This is a genomic window from Diaminobutyricibacter sp. McL0608 (assembly GCF_039613825.1).
In the GTDB taxonomy this organism is placed as follows: Bacteria; Actinomycetota; Actinomycetes; order Actinomycetales; family Microbacteriaceae; genus Diaminobutyricibacter.
The window spans coordinates 3,242,353-3,260,192 of sequence record NZ_CP154826.1 but is presented as its reverse complement, the minus strand read 5'-3'; the positions used below and the strand labels follow the sequence as shown (position 1 = coordinate 3,260,192).

13 protein-coding genes and 1 pseudogene are annotated in these 17,840 nt (G+C 62.0%); 12 read left to right on the top strand and 2 right to left on the bottom strand.

The window, feature by feature from the left end; translation table 11 throughout:
* Nucleotides 1–39 precede the first annotated feature (39 nt).
* Together AAYO93_RS15625 and AAYO93_RS15620 are read left to right on the top strand one after the other, a co-directional pair.
* Entirely contained in the window at nt 40–2,136 is a 2,097-nt protein-coding gene (locus tag AAYO93_RS15625) for an alpha-galactosidase (RefSeq protein WP_345762084.1), read from the top strand.
* Nucleotides 2,137–2,226: 90 nt separating this feature from the next.
* Nucleotides 2,227–4,827 (top strand): GH116 family glycosyl-hydrolase, encoded by a 2,601-nt coding sequence (locus AAYO93_RS15620; RefSeq protein ID WP_345762083.1) that lies wholly within the window; start codon nt 2,227–2,229, stop codon nt 4,825–4,827.
* Nucleotides 4,828–5,042: 215 nt separating this feature from the next.
* On the opposite strand, the gene AAYO93_RS15615 is transcribed toward AAYO93_RS15620, so the two are convergent.
* On the bottom strand, nt 5,043–7,562 hold the full coding sequence (locus AAYO93_RS15615) for a discoidin domain-containing protein (RefSeq protein WP_345762082.1): 2,520 nt from the start codon (nt 7,560–7,562) through the stop codon (nt 5,043–5,045).
* A 316-nt stretch (nt 7,563–7,878) separates the two neighbouring features.
* On the opposite strand from AAYO93_RS15615, the pseudogene AAYO93_RS20220 reads away from it, so the two are divergent.
* Nucleotides 7,879–8,570 (top strand): annotated as a pseudogene (locus AAYO93_RS20220) (RraA family protein).
* Here AAYO93_RS20220 and AAYO93_RS15605 read toward each other — a convergent pair.
* Nucleotides 8,571–9,341: a GntR family transcriptional regulator gene (locus AAYO93_RS15605; protein WP_345762080.1), complete on the bottom strand. Its 771-nt coding sequence runs from the start codon at nt 9,339–9,341 to the stop codon at nt 8,571–8,573.
* Nucleotides 9,342–9,518: 177 nt separating this feature from the next.
* Here AAYO93_RS15605 and AAYO93_RS15600 point away from each other — a divergent pair, with 177 nt between their 5' ends.
* From AAYO93_RS15600 to AAYO93_RS15560, 9 genes are all read left to right on the top strand, one after another.
* A complete protein-coding gene (locus tag AAYO93_RS15600; protein WP_345762079.1) occupies nt 9,519–10,799 on the top strand; it encodes an ABC transporter substrate-binding protein in 1,281 nt (426 codons plus the stop codon).
* 69 nt (nt 10,800–10,868) lie between these two features.
* Complete coding sequence (locus tag AAYO93_RS15595) at nt 10,869–11,765, top strand: carbohydrate ABC transporter permease (RefSeq protein WP_345762078.1); 897 nt, start codon at nt 10,869–10,871, stop codon at nt 11,763–11,765.
* Entirely contained in the window at nt 11,762–12,709 is a 948-nt protein-coding gene (locus AAYO93_RS15590; RefSeq protein ID WP_345762077.1) for a carbohydrate ABC transporter permease, read from the top strand. Before AAYO93_RS15595 ends, AAYO93_RS15590 begins: the two co-directional genes overlap by 4 nt.
* Before the next feature lie 14 nt (nt 12,710–12,723).
* Nucleotides 12,724–13,824, top strand: coding sequence for an enolase C-terminal domain-like protein (locus tag AAYO93_RS15585; RefSeq protein WP_345762076.1), 1,101 nt, complete (start codon nt 12,724–12,726; stop codon nt 13,822–13,824).
* Complete coding sequence (locus tag AAYO93_RS15580; protein ID WP_345762075.1) at nt 13,824–14,147, top strand: L-rhamnose mutarotase; 324 nt, start codon at nt 13,824–13,826, stop codon at nt 14,145–14,147. The genes AAYO93_RS15585 and AAYO93_RS15580 overlap by 1 nt, the downstream gene beginning before the upstream one ends.
* Nucleotides 14,148–14,212: 65 nt before the next feature.
* A complete protein-coding gene (locus tag AAYO93_RS15575; protein ID WP_345762074.1) occupies nt 14,213–15,361 on the top strand; it encodes an extracellular solute-binding protein in 1,149 nt (382 codons plus the stop codon).
* On the top strand, nt 15,358–15,810 hold the full coding sequence (locus AAYO93_RS15570; protein ID WP_345762073.1) for a MaoC/PaaZ C-terminal domain-containing protein: 453 nt from the start codon (nt 15,358–15,360) through the stop codon (nt 15,808–15,810). The genes AAYO93_RS15575 and AAYO93_RS15570 overlap by 4 nt, the downstream gene beginning before the upstream one ends.
* Complete coding sequence (locus AAYO93_RS15565; protein ID WP_345762072.1) at nt 15,807–16,670, top strand: amidohydrolase family protein; 864 nt, start codon at nt 15,807–15,809, stop codon at nt 16,668–16,670. Before AAYO93_RS15570 ends, AAYO93_RS15565 begins: the two co-directional genes overlap by 4 nt.
* The gene (locus AAYO93_RS15560) at nt 16,667–17,839 is read left to right on the top strand and encodes a CaiB/BaiF CoA transferase family protein (RefSeq protein ID WP_345762071.1); all 1,173 of its coding nucleotides are present in this window, start codon (nt 16,667–16,669) and stop codon (nt 17,837–17,839) included. Before AAYO93_RS15565 ends, AAYO93_RS15560 begins: the two co-directional genes overlap by 4 nt.
* Nucleotide 17,840: the final 1 nt, after the last annotated feature.

Sequence of the window (17,840 nt, the reverse complement as noted above, 5' to 3'; positions counted from 1 at the left end):
GAATGGATTCTGACGAGTAGCGACGCCAGGGTGTGGCACTTGCGCACACCCGGCTCCAGCTACATTGTCGGCCTTGATGCAGAGGGAACACCTGTACAGAAGTACTGGGGCGCCACCCTTCCGGCGGGGGTGGAGAACGACTTCGCGCCGAGCGAGCGGACCAGGATGTTCTCCAGTTTTCAGCGTCCAAGTGAAATCGACGAACAACTGCCCGTCGACGGCGGTGTGCACTGGGGAGTGCCCTCGCTTCAGGTTGTCTTCGCCGGCGGAGTGCGGTCGGTGGAGCTGTCATACGAACGCTCGGAAGTCGTCGGCCGCACGCTCACGCTCCACCTTGTCGACCGCAGCTTTGGGCTGCAAGTGGAGTTGCGGTACACCGTGCACCAAGACAGCAACGTGATCGAGCGTTGGGTGACCGTCGCAAACGGGGGCCCCGAGCCTATCCAGATCCTGAGGGCCGATTCGGCTAACTGGGTCATTCCTGACCAAACCGGTTATCGTCAGTCCACCGCCCACGGATATTGGGCCGGCGAAAATCAGCTTGAACGACGCGAGGTCGGCCGGGGTGAACACACCATCGGCAGCCGGCACGGCACGACAGGACACCAGTCGGATCCCTGGGTCATGATCGACGATGGCACAGCCACGGAGCAGCACGGAGAGGTGCACTCACTTACGTTGGCGTGGAGTGGGAGCTGGCGCATCACGACAACGCGACGAGCTGAAGGCGGAGTGTCTATCACGGGCGGCTTCGGACACGATGGCCTTTCCTGGCGCTTGGAGCCTGGGGAACGGCTCGAAACACCGCGCTTCCTCGGGCTTTATTGCGCGGAAGGCTTCGGCGGCACAAGCCAGGCGTGGCATCACTATGTCAGAGCTCACGTCCTTCCGCGCCCAGAGAATGTGCGACCGATCGAGTACAACGCATGGGAAGCCACGTGGTTCGACGTCACAGAGGAGAATCAGAGCGACCTCGCTCGCCGCGCCGCAGCCATCGGCGTCGAAACCTTCGTCCTGGACGATGGCTGGTTCGGCAGTCGGAACAGTTCAGCATCCGGGCTCGGTGATTGGACGGTCAATACGACCAAGTTCCCCAATGGTGTCGCTCCGTTCGTCACCACGATCAGGGAATTGGGGATGAACTTCGGGCTCTGGGTAGAGCCCGAGATGGTGAACCCGGACAGCGATCTCTACCGCGAGAAACCAGAGTGGGTGCTGCACTGGCCCGGCCGCCGACGTGACGAGCAGCGCAAACAGCTTGTGCTCAACTTCGCGCGCCCCGACGTGCGCGAGTGGGCGTTCTCGTGGCTCAGCGCGCTCGTTTCTGAACACCACGTCGACTTCCTCAAGTGGGACATGAACCGTTCGTTCACCCAAGCGGGCTGGCCCGCGGACCCGGACCGACAGGATTGGGTGTGGATCGAACACACGCGGGGGGTCTATTGGATCATGGATGAACTGCGTCGTGCCCATCCCTGGCTGACGATCGAGTCATGTGCGGGTGGTGGGGGACGGGTGGATCTCGGCATCCTGGCCCGCACCGACCAGGTGTGGCCGAGCGACGCGACCGACGCTCTTGACCGGCAGGTGATCCAGAGCGGGTTCTCGCAGATCTACCCTGCGCAGGTTATGTACGCCTGGGTGACTGATGAGGTGAACCCGCTTACGGGACGACGAATTCCCCTCGACTATCGCTTCCACGTCGCCATGGCGGGCAGCATGGGCCTTGGCGGAGACCTGAGGTCGTGGAGTGAGACCGATCTCGCACGCAGCGCTGAGCACATCGAGGCGTACAAGCGCATCCGCAAGACCGTGCAGCTGGGTACGCTACATCGACTCGGCGGCGAGCCGGGACGCGACTACTCCGCACTCCAGTACATCGACGAGGATCAGGTCGTCGTCCTGTCCTACGAGCCGCATCGGTCGCTTTCGGAGACACCCCGGCGGTTGCGGCTGCGCGGCCTCGACCCCAACGCGACGTACCGCGACGAGTCAAGAAGCGCCGAATATCGCGGCGCGCTCCTCACTTGCTGGGGCATCCCCATTGTGTCTGACCCGGACACTTCGCGCGATGTGATGTCCGCCTCTCAGGCGGACTACTCCAGCGCCCTTACGGTACTCCGGCGCCTCTCCTAGTCACGGACACCAGCGGCCTCTCATTCAAAGAAGTAACACGTGACATCCGTGATCGCGTATGCGGTTCGCCTTAGAAGCAAAAGAGGTTAGATGAACGCCAAAGACGGCAACCGGGCCCCAAACCGGTCGATCCCCGGCAATCCGATTTGGCCTAGCCTCCGGAGCTACGATAGACGTCACCTCGACAGGATCTCCCTCCCAATTGGCGGGATCGGGACCGGCACTATCGGCCTAGGAGGCCGGGGCGATCTGAGGGATTTCGAAGTCGGTAACAGGCCGGCCAAAGGATTCCGCCCGAGTTATGCTTTCCTCGCGATCAGAATCGAGCGCGAAGGCTTTCCAACTGTCGGGCGCGTTCTCGAGGGGCCACTCGGCGACGGCGAGTTCGAGGGAATGGAGGGTTCGCCCGCGTCGAATCATGGGCTTCCCCGGTTCTCCAGCGCCCGATTTGAGGCCGCATATCCCTTTGGGCAGGTGCATCTGGAGGATGCAGCGCTCCCCGCCGTAACACTTGGAGGTTTCAATCCGCTCGTTCCGGGTGACCTCGAAGCCAGCAGTTGGCCACTTGCGGCGATCCGCGTCACCGTTACCAACACATTCGATACTGCAATCGTTGCGTCTGTCGCCAGCGTCATTGAGAACTTCGTTGGGGCTAATGGAACCGACTCATCGGTCGGCGCGAATCGGAACGAGGTCAGAAGAGGCAATGGAATCATCGGCGTGAGTATGACTGCACCCGAACTCGATCCGCGATCCGAAGCTGGCGGGGAATTCGTCATGGCAATGGTCCACGCTGAGGGTTCAGCCACATCCATACGCACCAGCTGGGCGGATGGATCCTGGGGCAACCCCCTTCTCGACTTCTGGGACGATTTCATTGCTGACGGAGCACTTCACGAGCGCGAGTCAAGGGCGCAGCGCCCGATTGCATCCCTGGCAAGCTCGACCACGATCAATGCAGGTGAAAGTCACGCGTTTACCGTGCTTCTAACGTGGTCATTCCCAAATCGACGCGCTTGGAATAGCGAGTCCGTGCTGTTCGACGAGACCGACTACACCGATGAAATAGTTGGCAACCACTATTCGATCGCTTACCCCGACCCATGGCAGACGGCGCTCGACGCCGTCGACGCATTGCCAAAACTAGAAGCCGAAACGGTCGCCGCGATCTCCAGCATCGTCGACTCGTCAACCCCGATCGCAATTCGGGAGGCAGCACTTTTCAACTTGAGCACCTTGCGAAGCCCGACGGTCTTTCGAACTTCGGACGGCCGGTTCTATGCCTGGGAGGGAGTCATGGACAAGGTGGGATCATGTTTTGGAACGTGCAACCATGTCTGGGCCTACGAATTTGCAACCTCCTACTGGTTCGCTGATCTGGCATGGTCCTTTCGCGAGACACAGTACGAGCTCGCCACCCATGACAATGGGCTGATGTCCTTCCGCGTTGGACTGCCGATATCCGAGAGTCAGAAGTGGGAAACTGCTGCAGCAGATGGTCAGATGGCCACTCTTGTTCACCTTTATCACGACTGGACGCTGAGCGGCGATAACTCGCGTCTAGCTCGGCTCTGGCCCGCAGCGCGAAAATCACTTGAGTTCGCATGGATTCCGGGGGGCTGGGATGCCGACCAGGACGGAGTTATGGAGGGCTGCCAGCACAACACGATGGATGTCGAGTATTTCGGCCCCAATCCACAGATGGGGACCTGGTATCTGGCAGCACTCCGCGCGTGTACCGAAATGGCGCGAGCGATGGGGGACGACGAGTTCGCCGACAAATGCCACAACCTCTTTGTGTCGGGATCCAAGTGGATTGATGACTCGCTGTTTACCGGTTCTTACTATCGACACGAGATCCGTCCCGTGGGGCCCGATGGTTTCATTGCCAACGGCTTGCGTCATGCGACCATGGGCTCCAGGTCGCTGGAGGACCCCGACCTCCAACTCGGCGATGGCGTGCTCGTCGACCAACTGGTTGGCCAATACGCGTCGCGTCTGGCGGGGCTCGGAGGAGTTCTCGACTCGGACCACGTGGCAACCACTCTGAACACCATTTTCGAGCGTAATTTCCGGCGCGATTTCCATGATCATTTCAACCACATGCGCAGCTTTGTTCTCGGGGACGAGTCAGGCCTGCTGATGTGCACCTACGAGGAAGGCAAGCGGCCATCGCGTCCCTTTCCTTATTTCAGCGAGGTCATGACTGGATTCGAATACACCGCCGCCGTCGGCATGATCCAAGATGGCAACCGAGAAGACGCGGTAACCGTGATCGACGCAATTCGGTCGCGCTACAACGGCCTCCGCCGCAATCCTTTCAACGAGGCAGAATGCGGTCACCACTATTCGCGGGCAATGGCGAGCTGGTCTGCATTCGTCGCATGGAACGGCTTTGAGTACAACGGAAGATCCCGCACTTTCACGATCGATCTTGCCGCCCCAGAGGGAGGTACCTTCTGGTCGACGGGTTCAGCATGGGGCACCTGGTCACAGGGCGCGCGCGGCGACGTCGTCACCGGCGAGCTCACGGTCAAAGGCGGGTCGATCGCAATAGAGGCCATAATTGTGAGCGGCACTAAGCTCCTCATCGATGGGGACGTGGTCAAACGAGCCGGCACAACGGTTCGGGTGCGAAGCGAATACGGCGTCCTATCGAGTTCGCTGGCGCCTCAGGACGCGAAAGTGTAAGAACAGTCAGCGGCACCATCAGCGCGCCGTATTGGGGCCGCCACCGATGTCATCGCTCGATTCTCCATTCGGATCATCGTGGTCGATCGTCCTAATGGCCGTCCACACAAGAACCACACAGGTGTGCCGGAACGAGGTGATGCTGTGACTGGGAACCGCCTGCGAAAAAGGACCCCGCGATCTCGCGATCACGAGGTCCTTCCCTACTCGTCTTTCTAGGTGCCGTTGACGTCGAATTCGTAGATGCTTCCTCCCTGGCTGTGCGTGTTCGTCAGGGTGATTCTCAGGTACCTGGCTGTCACCGATCCGCCTGGCGCCGCATCCGTTCCGGGCGTGGTGTCTGTACCCTGGTGGTCGGCGAAGCTGGTCCAGGACGAGTTGTCCGTCGAGTACTCGATCTTGTAGCGGACGGGGTTGGTCAGGTACGCGAGCGTCGTGATGCTCGTCACTGAATGGTTCGCACCGAGATCGACCTCGAGCCAGGATGGGTCTGCTGCCCCACTCGCCTGCGCCCACCGTGTGGTCGTGTCGCCATCAACCGCCTTGGATGCGTCATATGTCGACGAATAGATCGAGGATGCGGTCGCGGTCTTTCCTTGAGACAGCGGTGGCGGGCTCGTCCCGTAGACGTCGAACTGGTAGATGCTCCCGCCCTGATGCTGCGTGTCGATGAAGGTGATCCTCACGTAGCGTGCCAGGACCTGGCCGGCGGGCATGTCTTCGGCTGGAGCCGTGTACTGCGCGGTATGGGTGGCGTAATCGGCCCACGTCGTTCCATCGGTGGAGGATTCGATCTTGTATTTCATACCGTGCCCGCTCATCATGTACGCGGCTGTATTGATTCGAGTGATCGAATACGTGGCGCCGAGGTCGACCTGGAGCCAGGAGGGATCAGCGGCGCCGCTCGCCTGAGCCCAGCGCGTGGTCGAGTCCCCATCCACCGCCTTGGACGCATCGTACGTCGATGAGTACATCGAGGATGCGGTCGCGGCCTTACCCTGCGAGAGCGGTACTTCGCCGACTGGGGTGATATTCGCGCCGCCCACACCCGACTGGTCGATGACGTTCAACGCTCCTGTCGGCCATTGATAAACGCCCCCCGACATTGCTACCGAGGTGTTGGATCCGACCGTGTTCTGGCCGCTGGCTCCGCTGTTCGTCATGCCGGCTGAGAAGTAGTTCCCCTGGCTGACGTTGTCGTGTGCGTTCCAGTATCCGCCGCTCCCGACGTTGGTGAAATACCACGTGTTCATGCTCGTACCGACTTTGCTCACCACATTGTTTGTGTCCGTGATGAAGCCGGAACCGTTGTCTCGGTAGAGGTTCGAGTATTGGAGAACGTCGCCGTAGATGTAATTGTCGACGACCATGGTTCCGGGCTGGTCGCCGAGTGTGTAGATGCCGCCGCCGTCGTTGAGAGCCTTGTTGAAGTCGTAGATCTGGTTGCCGCGCACAAGGTTGTTCTTGGGGATGGGGGCTCCGAGTGTGTCTTCGTAGCCCCAGCCCCAGCCGAGCGTGATGCCGGTGTATGGCAGGTTGTGGAGGGTGTTGTGGGCGATGTCTGCCGCCTGGGTGTAGCCGACGGCGATCGCCGAGTTGTCGTAGTAGGCAGCTCCCACGGTGGTGATCGTGTTGTTCGAGACGGTGTCGTTCCGAGTAATTGCCGCCGCATCCGTTGGGGTGTGGTCAGCGACAGTGATTCCTCCGAGATCGATACCGTTGCCACCGATGTCACTGAATGCATTGGAGTCGATCCGGCTGTCCTTCACGCCGGCGCCGAAGGAGACTGCCGCGTTCGACATGTGGCTGAATGTGCAGTTCTTCACAGTGACGTAGGCGGCGTATTCGAAGCTGACGCCGGCTGGTGTCTCGTAGTTCGCGTTCGCCCAGTCACCAGGGGCGTGATAGATCGCACCCGACTGGAAGTCGGCGTAACCGCTTCCGTCGTTCGGACCGATCCAGCTGTCGTATTCGAAGGTGATGCCGTCGAACGTCACGTTGTGCAGGGGGGTCGCGGAGGAGCCAGCGCCGTCGACGAGCTCGGGCGTGCCGCCGAAGTCCACATTCGCCGTGGACAGGTTCTCGCCTGCCCGAGGCATGTAGTACAACGTGTGCGCGGTTCGGTCCAGATACCACTCACCGGGAGCGTCGAGGAAGGCTTTCGCGTTCTCCACCCAGGAGACTCCTGAGTTGTCGGGGTGGTACCCGGCCTGCGTGAACGCGTCAGTCCAACCTGCCGTCGCCATCGTGGCCGTAGAACCACTTATCGAGGAGATCTCGTAGCGGTTGAGCTTCCACGAGTGCTGGCTGACGATCTCCATGTCACTCTGATTCGACCATGATGCGATGCCAGTGAACTCGCCGGTCGTCGCAACGGTCCAGGCCGGGGTGTTGATATCGTCACCGACAGAGAATCCGGCGGGATTGATACTGGAACGCGCCCGGATCGCTCGCACTCCGTTCACGTACAGGTCGCGCGAATTGAAGTTCGACGGAAAATCGGCGGAGGGAAGTGACGCCTGATAGATCGTCGACGTCCCGGTTCCGCTGGAGACCGTGAAATTCGTGATTGATCGTTCGCCACTGAATAACGGGGTGGCTCCGGCATCCGCTTCATAGCGGATGGTGAAACCGTTCGTCCCGGAGTCGTGGATTGTTCCGCTCTCGGCCAGCTGAAAGGTCGAACCAACCAGATAGGTGCCGGTTTCGAGCTTCACGACGATGTCGCCTGTCATGTTCGAGTCGACCAAGCGCACCTGGTCTCGAGCGCCCTCGAGCGAGCACGGGTGGGCGCTCGCACATGCCGTTCCAGATCCGGACGGAGAAGCGTAATAGGTGACCTGGACTGCGTTTGAGGCGATGGCGGGCGAGGCTCCCACCAAAGCCATCGCGGTCAGTGCGGTTACAAGCCCCACTGCGGTGATCAATGCGCGAGTGCGCGGATGGTTCTTCATGAGCTACCCCCTTGTAGTTCGAACAGTGCGGTAGTGACATCCTCAGCATTGCTATAGGATTTTGGCTAAAGCTATAGGAAACAACTCGACGACTGCAATGTTTGTCGTTAAATCGATTGTCTCTGGAGGGCGTATGAAGAAATTTGAAGACCAGATACGCGATGCTCGCCTGACGACGGCCATGGTGAGCGATGCGCTTGACAGCTGCGGACTCCGAACCCAAGTGCTCGAGACTCGCCTCGCCCCGTTAGTGGCCGGATCGCGCACCTTCGGACGTGCGGCAACAGCGCGGTTCGGGCCGAGCGAGCACGATGAGCCGAACGACCCATACGGTACGTCGATCGAATTCATCGACTCACTGGGACCCGGACAAGTCGTGGTGATCGCAACCGGAGAAAGCAATGAGTCCGCCTTCTGGGGGAGCTTTTCAGTGCAGCAGCGATCGGCGCCGGCGCGCTCGGCGTGGTCACCGATGGAAACCTGCGTGACACGGAAAAGATCGCGGCGATGGGCTTTCCGGCCTTCTCGCGTTCCCGTCGCCCGATCGATTACCGCCGTCGAATGGGGATCATCGAGACGCGCGCCGCGGTCACCATCGGAGGGGTCTCGATCGGCGATGGCGATCTGGTGATGGCGGACGACGACGGAACAGTGGTGATCCCACAGCGGCAAGAGGAGGAGGTCCTGGCGATCGCTCGTGCGCGAGCGTCGAGCGAATCCACGGTCCTTGCCGAACTCCTTGCAGGTGCATCACTGCGTGCGGTGTGGGATCGGCACCGCGTCCTGTAGTCAGCCTCGTGCGTTGAGCGCCTCGACCGCCGGAATGAATCGGAGCCGGGATGACTCGATGTGGTCGAGCATGAGATCGCGCGCCGTGTCAGCGCGGCCTCCTGCAATCGCAGCGGCGATCTCCGCGTGCTCTGTCAGCGCAAGCGGGAACCTGCCTGCGCTGTAATACTCCTCGAACATGTTTCTCACGAAGCTGGCGTCGCTGCGTCGGTCTTGGTCTTCGCTCATCGCCGCTTTGTACACCCGGAACAAGTGGAGATGGCAGTGAGTTCGGATGAAAGCGTCTTCAACGAATGGATTGCCCGAAGCCTTCGCCACCAGGGTGTGGAACCGGGTGTCGTGTTCGATGAATGAAGCGTAGGTGGCTGTCTCAGGATCGATCGAGCCGCGCTGGGCGCGATCGAGTTCGGCTTTGATGGCTTCGATTTCGAGACGGGTGCTGCGATGAGACGCCTCGGCAGCGGCCCACGGCTCGATGAGAGTGCGAAAGTGGAAGAGTTCGTCGAACTGCTGAACCGAGAGAAGATTCGTCGCTTCATACCCGCGCAGGGGAATCTTCGTCACGAGCCCGTCGGATTCGAGCCGTGCGAGCGCTTCCCGCACGGGCGTCTGCGAAACGGACAGGTCGCGGGCCAGCTCATCGATACCGACGTGTTCGCCTGGCGCGATCTCGTGGTCGAGGATCATCGCCTTGATCGCGCCGTAGGTGCCGTCGGCCAAAACCTGGCGGCGGGGGCCGGCTGCGGTGCGTCTGGCCAAATCGGTAGCCAATGCGTCTCCTGTCTCACTTCTCATCATCAAAGCTATCGCGCGATTCGTAGATCGCAGAGTTACGCTCACGATCGGTCGATAAACAAAAGACTATAGGATTTCGAGAAATCATGTAGTATTACGAATCGGAGCGAAGGTGCTTTCTTTCGTTCCTTCACAGCACGAACGGGAGCACCTATGAAGAAACTGGCCATCGGGCTCGTTGCGATCCTGGCTTTAAGCCTCGCGGCGTGCGCACCGACGACAACCTCAGGAACAAGCGGCGCCAAGCCGAGCCTCCTGCTCTGGGTGGACACGCCGCGTGTCCCACAGGCCCAGGCTTACAAGAAGCTCATGGCAGGCAAAGAGGACATCAAGATCGAGGTCATCGCCCAGGCCGACGCGCAGACCAAAATCGCCCTCCACAACCAGACCAAGAGCGGTTGGCCCGACGTGATCTTCGGCACGGCCTCGGACACGGCGCAGTTCGTCGATCCCAGCAACGGCTATGCAGCCGACCTGACCCACCTGGTCTCGAAGAAGGTCATGGACGGCTTCGGCGTCGCAAACGACTACTGCAAGTTCAACGGAAAGTTCTACTGCCTGAAGAACGATCTGGCCCAGACGGTGCTCTGGTACAACACCAAGATCTTCAAACAGCTCGGCCTGACGGTGCCGACAACAATGGACGAATTCGCGGCCACCGCGATGAAGCTGAAGGGCACGGGATACTCCGCAGGCGCGATCGGCGACGAGAACTACTGGGCATCGTTCCTTCAGTCCAGTTCGTGCCCGCTGTCGGCACTCCCCTCGAAGAACACCGTGCGGATCGCCCCGAACGCTCCGGAGTGCACGCGAGTCGCGCAACTGGCCCAGCCCCTTCTCGATGCGGGGGTTCTAGACAAGCGCTCGAGCTTCGACGCTGGATTCATCAAGAACGTCGCCAAGAAGGACAAGGTGGCGATGACGCTTGGCCCGTCGTGGTTCGGTGACTTCGTCATCAAGGCGCCGACGTCGTGGGGCGTTCCGGCCGGCGAGATCGCCGCTGCTCCGCAGCCGAAATGGGATGGCGCAGACACGAACACGTCCGGCGCGTGGGGCGGCGGAGTCTTCACGGTCTCCTCGCACTCGAAATTCCCGCAGGCTGCCGCCGACGCGGCGGTATGGCTGACCACATCGGCTGCGGCGACCACCCCGTCACCGACGTTCCCGGCCTACGGACCGGCGAACAAGCTGTGGGAGACGCGCATCGCGGCCGACCCCTACTACGCGAGCAACGTCTACACGCCGATGTCGGAGCAGGCGCCGAAGATCGACCAGGTCAACCGCCCAGTCCGCTTCGCGTTCGAGGCTCAGGTCGGGACGAAGCTGCAGGCGGACATCAACAGCGGAAAGTCCCTCGAAACCGCGCTGAATGATTTCGCAACCTCGCTGCAGCAACTCGCCCCGCAGTCCGGGTACAAGGTCGTCACCGAATAGATCGACCGTGCGGCGCCGGGGGGTCGGGCTCCCGGCGCCGCACAGTTCTACCTCAACGAAAGGGTCGCAGTGTCGCGCTCGAAAGCAACGAAGAAGAGCCTCCTCGCCGGGGCGATCATGTTCACGCCGTACCTCGTGCTGCTCGTGGCGTTCGGTGTCGTTCCGATTGTCGTATCGGCCACCACCTCAGTAAAAGCGACCCCTATCAACCCCGACGGCGGCATCCTCAACTCTCTGAACGTCCTGCAGGACTTCCGTTTCCTGCCCGCACTCGTCAATGTCGGTATCTTCCTGCTCCTCTACGTGCCACTGATGCTCATCGTGGTCGCTCTCATGTCTCTCCTCCTTGACACTGTGCAGGGCCGCTGGAACCTCCCGCTCCGACTCGTCTACATCGTGCCCGCATCCCTCACCGGCGCCACGTCCGTTCTCGTCTGGTACTTCCTTCTCGAGCCGAACCTGAGCCCGTACCGCGACGTGCTCCACGCACTGGGCATCACCCAGGGCGGCCAGATTTGGCGCGCTGAGAACCTCGCCTGGATCTTCGTGTTGATGGCCTTCTTCACGGGCGCCGGCAACTGGATCGTCGTTCAGTACGGGTCGCTGCAGTCGATCTCTGACGACATCCTCGAGGCCGCGCGGATCGACGGGGCGAATGCCTGGCAGATCGGCTGGCGGATCAAACTGCCGCTGATCCGCAAATACCTCGTGTACATGGGCATCCTGGTATTCGCTGCGGGCCTGCAGGTGTTCGTCGAACCGCAGCTCATCTCCGCGTCGGTGTATCCCGGCCTGGCCTCGAACTGGTCGCTCAACCAGCTCAGCTACACCTTCGCATTCCAGTCGAACAACCTCGGCGGAGCAGCCGCCCTGTCGCTCATGCTCCTTCTGGTCTGCCTCGTCGGCGCACTCGTCGTCATCTTCCGCACAGATTTCTTCGACGGCGTAGGAGTGAAAGAGAAATGACAACCACCATCCTCGACGAAGCCCCATCAGCCCAGCGGCCAACAACTCGGCCCAGGGAAAGACAGAAGCGAACCCCAGCCGGAAACGCGGGACGCGCCGGCGTATGGGTGGTGCTGGTGCTCTACAGCCTCTTCAGCATCATCCCCATGATCTGGCTGCTCCTCGCGCCATCGAAGTCCGCCACGCAGCTCAACGACGACAACCCCTTCTCCTTCGGCGATTTCGGCAACTACGGGGTCGCGTGGCAGCACCTGCTCACCTTCCAGGACGGCGTCGTGCTGCAGTGGCTCCTCAACTCTGTGCTGTACACGGTCGCGATCGTCGGAATCTCCTGCATCACCGCGATCCTCGCCGGGTACGCGCTCGCTGCGACGGCACTGCCGTTCAAGCGGACCCTGCTCGTCACCACGCTGATCGCGATGATCATTCCACCGGTCGCGCTGGTGCTCCCGCTCTTCATCGAGATCTCGAACCTGCAACTGTTCGACACGCCCGCGGCAGTCATCCTCACCAGTTCGTTCTACCCGTTCGGTGTCTTCCTCGCGTACATCTATTTCACGACCTCGATTCCCACTGAACTGTACGAGGCTGCGCGCGTGGACGGCGCGGGGGAGTTCGCGACGTTCTTCAGGGTCGCCCTGCCCCTGTCCAAAGGGCTGCTCGGGATGCTCGCATTCTTCAGCTTCAGCGCGACGTGGGTGAACTACTTCCTCCCTTACGTTCTCCTCGGTTCCGCCAGCAACTTCACCCTCCCGGTCGGACTCGGCGTGCTGTTCAGCTCCACGCCCGCACTGAACCCGGGCAACGGGGCCGAGCAGAGCGTGATCGGGCGACCGGAGATCGCGCTCGCGGGTCTGATCCTGAGCATCCCGATCCTGATTGTCTTCCTGGCGTCGTCGAAGCTGCTTGTGCGTGGCGTACTTGCCGGATCCGTCAAGAGCTGATCGGAGCATTCTCTGTGAAGATCACTGCAGTCGACGTCGTGCGCGTCACCATCCCGGCCCACAGCCCCGCGTTCATCTGGCGCGACGGCCTGCCAGGATCCGAGCCGGAACTCGACGGTGCCTGGCTTGTCATCCGCACTGATGAAGGGGTGGCAGGGCTGGGGTTCACCCTGCGCGGCGCGATCCTCCAGGATGTCGTCGACCGAAGGCTATGCGGGGAACTGCTCGGCCAGGACCCGATCGCACGCGAGTTCCTGTGGCACCGTGTCTGGGAGCTCGACAGGATCGAGCGGTTCCCCGTCTGGGTGCAGGGTGTCGTCGACGTCGCGCTGTGGGACCTCGCTGGAAAGGATGTCGGTCTGCCGGTCTACAAGCTGCTGGGTTCATTCCGCGAATCATTGCCGGCTTACGCGTCGACAGTGACCTTCGGTTCGATCGAAGAGTATCTCGCTGTCGCCGACCAGTGCCTTGGACTCGGATATTCGGCGATCAAGCTCCACGCGTGGGGGGATGTACGGCGAGACGCCCGCCTCGCCGAAGCGCTGCGTGAGCACGTCGGCGCGGAGGTGCCGCTCATGTACGACGGCTCGGCCGGTTTCGACCTGCTCGACGCCACCTACCTGGGTAGGGCTCTCAGCTCTGCGGACTACCTCTGGTACGAGGAGCCGATGCGCGAATTCAGCGTCACGGCCTATCAGCGGCTCGCCGAGCGGGTCGACGTGCCGCTGATCGTCGCTGAAGTCGCTGAAGGAGCCCACATGAAGACGGCCGATTTCATCGCTGCGGGATGCGCGGCAGCAGTGCGAACGGGAACCCACCTTCGCGGCGGCTTCACCGGCGCGATGCGCACAGCGCACCTTGCGGAGTCCTTCCTTCTGCGTGCCGAGGTGCATGGCGGAGGCATCGCCAACCGCCACCTCTGCATGTCGATCAGCAACACCACATACTACGAATCCCTCATCGACTCGAATCCCGTTCGCCGGCCCAGCGAAGTCGATGCGGACGGTTTCGTGCACGTACCGACCCTCCCGGGCGTCGGGTGGGAAGGTGAATGGTTGGACGGGCCACCGCAAGCGCTCGCCGACCTGATGTCAGCCGCCAGAAAGGAACGTTGATGAAACGGATCGCCTCGGTCATAGGACTGCCCGCCGAGAGCGTTGAGGAGTACGAGCGCCTACATGCGCATGTGTGGCCGAGCGTTCTCGCGTGCCTGTCAGCGAACAACGTGGTCAACTACTCGATCTACCGATACGGCGAGCTCTTGTTCTCGTACATGGAGTACGCGGGCAGCGACTTCGATCGTGACATGGCCTCGATGGCTGCAGACCCGGTGACCCAGGAATGGTGGGCGGTCTGCATGCCCCTTCAGAGGCCGGTCGACGACCGCCTCGAGGGCGAATGGTGGAAAGAGCTTCCCGAGATCTTCCACCTGGACTGATTGTGGCCGCTTCGTTATCTATCTCGACTTGACATGGTAAATCGATTTAACGTAAGGTCCCTCTCATGACGATGAAGTCGACGATCGCACCTCCGCTGGTGCTCAAAGGAATGACGTGGGATCACCCACGTGGCGTTGGCGGGCTCCGCCGGTCCGGACTGCAGCTCCTCGACCACCACAATGTGGTAATCGAGTGGGAGGCACGCTCACTGCTCGCCTTCGGTGACCAGCACATCGCCGATTTCGCCCCGGGCTTCGACCTGATGGTCATCGACCACCCCCACGTTGCGGATGCGGTCGCAGCCGGAGCTCTCCTCCCTCTCACCGATTCCCCTCAGAACGAGGCGCTGGAGCTCGAGAGCGTCGGCGCGTCCCACGACTCGTACAAATACCACGAGGCGCAGTGGGCCTTCGCGATCGACGCAGCTGCGCAGGTGAGCGCGTTCCGGCCGGACCTGTGCGACGGGGGCCCCACATATTGGTCGGATGTGCTCGAGCTCGCCAGGCGGGGCAAGCTGCTGTGGCCGTGGAAGCCGGTGGATGCGTTCAGCACGTTCGCAACACTGCTCGCTCAATGGGGCGAACCTCTGGCCACCCGGAAGCGATTCGTCGATCGCGCGGCCGCCGGAGACGTGCTCGAATTCATGATCCGGCTGGCTGACTCCGTGCCCGGGTGGTGTGCCGATGCGAATCCTATCGATGTGGCCGAAGCGCTCATCGACGGCGACGATTACAGCGTCGGCATCGGGCTTTACGGATACTCGAACTACTCACGTAGCGGGTTCCGACGACGTCTACTCGCCTACGACGACATCACTTCGTTCGACGGCCGAGCAACCGGTTCCACGCTGGGAGGTGCGGGTATTGCAGTGTCCGCGTCGAGCGCCCACCCGGAGCAGGCCATTGCCGTCGCCGCCGCACTCGCCGGATCCGAACTGCAATCGAACGAGTACACCATCGGCGGCGGGCAGCCCGGAAACCTTCGGGCGTGGAAGAGCGATCGAACCAACCAGCTCACCCACGGGTTCTTCCGGAACACGCTCAGGACGCTGGAGAACGCATGGGTGCGACCCCGTGTCCTGGGCTGGCCCGATCTCCAATTCGCGTTGTCGCACATCGTGCGCGACGCCATCATTGCCCGCAAAGTCGACGACACAGTCCTCGACCGTATCGAACGTCTTCCGGGAGTGCACCTGAGGGAGGACATCCGATGACCATCATGGAAATGTTCGAGTTGGGAACGGCGCGACGCAGCCGAGGGCGGACCGTCACAGAAGCTGACATCGTGTTGCACGCGGGGCAATCCGGAGATTTCTACCCCCACCACATGGATGCCGAGTTCGCGAAGACACTTCCCGGGGGTCAGCGGATCGCACACGGCACTCTCATCCTGTCGATCGCGGTCGGATTGCTCGCCGGGGAAGTCGATGAGAACGCCGTGAGCTACGGATACGACCGTGTCCGATTCGTGAAACCCGTCCACATCGGCGACACCATCACGTCGCGCAGCGCCATCACGGCAACCCGCCCGTATCCGAAGCGCCCGGACGAGTTCGGCATCGTCGAGGAGACCGTCGAAGTCCGAAATCAACGGGGCGAGATCGTTCTCGCCTTTGTGCATTGTTACCTGGTCAGTACCCACAGCAAGGAGAGACAACAATGAGCGCGCTTTATCAACCGGCACGCATGATCGACACTCACCAGCACCTCTGGAAACCGTCGGAGCGCCGCTACGAATGGCTGGACGCCTTCGGAGCGCCGCTCGATGCGGACTTCGGCCCGGAGGATGTCGCTGACGACGTAGCCGCGGCTGGAATCACCGACACCGTTCTTGTGCAGGCCACTGACACCTATGACGACACCTTCTACATGCTGAGTGTCGCTGCGCGCGTCCCGGTGGTCAAGGGCGTCGTGGCCTGGGTGCCGCTCGACCGCGAAGCCGAAGCGACGGCAGCGCTCGAGTTGTACGCTGAGTCCCCGGCCGTCTGCGGCGTCCGCGTGCTGAACCACACCTATGCAGACCCGCGCTGGCTGCTGCGCGACGACGTGGAGGCGACGATCAATGCGCTTCCGAAGCATTCGCTGGCTCTCGACGTGGTCAGCGTGGTTCCGGAGCACCTGGAGACCGTCGCCGAGCTCGCAGACCGGCATCCGGATCTCACGATCGTGATCGACCACCTCGCAAAGCCGGCAATCGCGGATAAGGGCTGGGAGCCATGGGCGTCGCTGCTCGCTGACGCCGCCCGCCGACCGAACGTGAATGTGAAGATCTCCGGCCTGAACACCGCCTCCGCCGCCAACTGGACGTGGCAGGACTGGAAGCCCTACGTCGACCACGCCCTCGCGTCTTTCGGTTCCGATCGCATGATGCTCGGCAGTGACTGGCCCGTGTCCACGCTGGCCGGCGACTTCCAGGGTGTCTGGCTCGCGCAGCGCGAAGTGATCGGCCGCTACAGCCCTGACGAACAGGACGACATCTTCTACCGCACTGCCATCCGCGCCTACAACTTGGACATCGCATGACACAGCCGGCGCTTCCCCTCGACGGGATGCTCGTACTCGACTTCAGCCAGTTCCTCTCCGGGCCCATGGCGGCGATGCGCCTCGGCGACCTGGGCGCCCGCGTGATCAAGATCGAGCGTCCTCAAAGCGGCGACATCGGTCGCCGTCTCGCGTTCGCCGGCATCGTGGAGGACGGCGACACCCTCTCCTTCCACATCACCAACCGGAACAAGGAAAGCTATGCCGCCGACCTCAAGAATGAGGACGACCTTGAAGGAATTCGTGCGCTCGTAGCCAAGGCCGACGTGATCGTACAGAACTTCCGGCCGGGAATCATGGAACGCCTGGGCTTCGGCTATGAGGCCGTCGCCGCTGTGAACCCGCGCGTCGTGTACGCAAGCGTGAGCGGGTACGGGGACCAGGGCCCGTGGAAGGATCGGCCGGGGCAGGATCTGCTCGCCCAGTCTCTATCGGGGCTTCCCTGGCTCAACGGCAGCTCCGACGACCCGCCGGTTCCAGTAGGTATCGCGCTCGCGGATGTGATGGCATCCATCCACCTGGCCAGCGGTGTCACGGCCGCGCTGCTTCGACGTGAACGTACGGGTGTCGGCGGTCGCGTCGACACGAGCCTGTTGGAGTCGCTGCTCGACCTTCAGTTCGAACTGTTGAGTTCGCGCCTCGGGGATTCGTCGATCGAGGTTCGACGCGGAGCGAAGAACACCGCGCACGCGTTCCTGCCAGCGCCTTATGGCGTATATCCCACCTCCAACGGGTACCTCGCGATCGCAATGACACCGGTGCCCGAACTCGGAACACTCGTCGGTCTCGATCTCCACGAGTACGCCGATCCCGAAAGCTGGTGGACCGACCAGGCAGCAATCACCCAAGTACTCGCAGCTCATTTGGCGACGCAGTCGACCGAGCACTGGCTCTGCATCCTCGATGCCGCCGATATCTGGTGCGCTCCGGTGCTCAGCCTGCCCGAACTCGTCTCGCACCCCGGCTTCATGGCGCTCGACATGGCTCAAGAGACCGAACGACCGAACGCCGCGGGCGGCGCCCCGGTCGCCATCCAGACGACCCGGACACCGGTGCGCTTCGACGGGCACCCGATCAAGCACCGCAAGGGCGCGCCAAGGCTCGGCGAGCACACCGCCGCGATCCGCGCCGAGTTCTCAGAGAAAGGCTGAA

What these genes read in the sequence shown, in the direction of transcription:
- AAYO93_RS15560 (WP_345762071.1), top strand. Translation starts at nt 16,667, where the DNA reads ATGACACAGCCGGCGCTTCCCCTCGACGGGATGCTCGTACTCGACTTC.
- AAYO93_RS15615 (WP_345762082.1), bottom strand. Translation starts at nt 7,562, where the DNA reads ATGACAGGCGACATCGTCGTGAAGCTCGAAACCGGCACCTATCTGGTT.
- AAYO93_RS15600 (WP_345762079.1), top strand. Translation starts at nt 9,519, where the DNA reads ATGAAGAAACTGGCCATCGGGCTCGTTGCGATCCTGGCTTTAAGCCTC.
- AAYO93_RS15570 (WP_345762073.1), top strand. Translation starts at nt 15,358, where the DNA reads ATGACCATCATGGAAATGTTCGAGTTGGGAACGGCGCGACGCAGCCGA.
- AAYO93_RS15590 (WP_345762077.1), top strand. Translation starts at nt 11,762, where the DNA reads ATGACAACCACCATCCTCGACGAAGCCCCATCAGCCCAGCGGCCAACA.
- AAYO93_RS15580 (WP_345762075.1), top strand. Translation starts at nt 13,824, where the DNA reads ATGAAACGGATCGCCTCGGTCATAGGACTGCCCGCCGAGAGCGTTGAG.
- AAYO93_RS15565 (WP_345762072.1), top strand. Translation starts at nt 15,807, where the DNA reads ATGAGCGCGCTTTATCAACCGGCACGCATGATCGACACTCACCAGCAC.
- AAYO93_RS15620 (WP_345762083.1), top strand. Translation starts at nt 2,227, where the DNA reads ATGAACGCCAAAGACGGCAACCGGGCCCCAAACCGGTCGATCCCCGGC.
- AAYO93_RS15575 (WP_345762074.1), top strand. Translation starts at nt 14,213, where the DNA reads ATGACGATGAAGTCGACGATCGCACCTCCGCTGGTGCTCAAAGGAATG.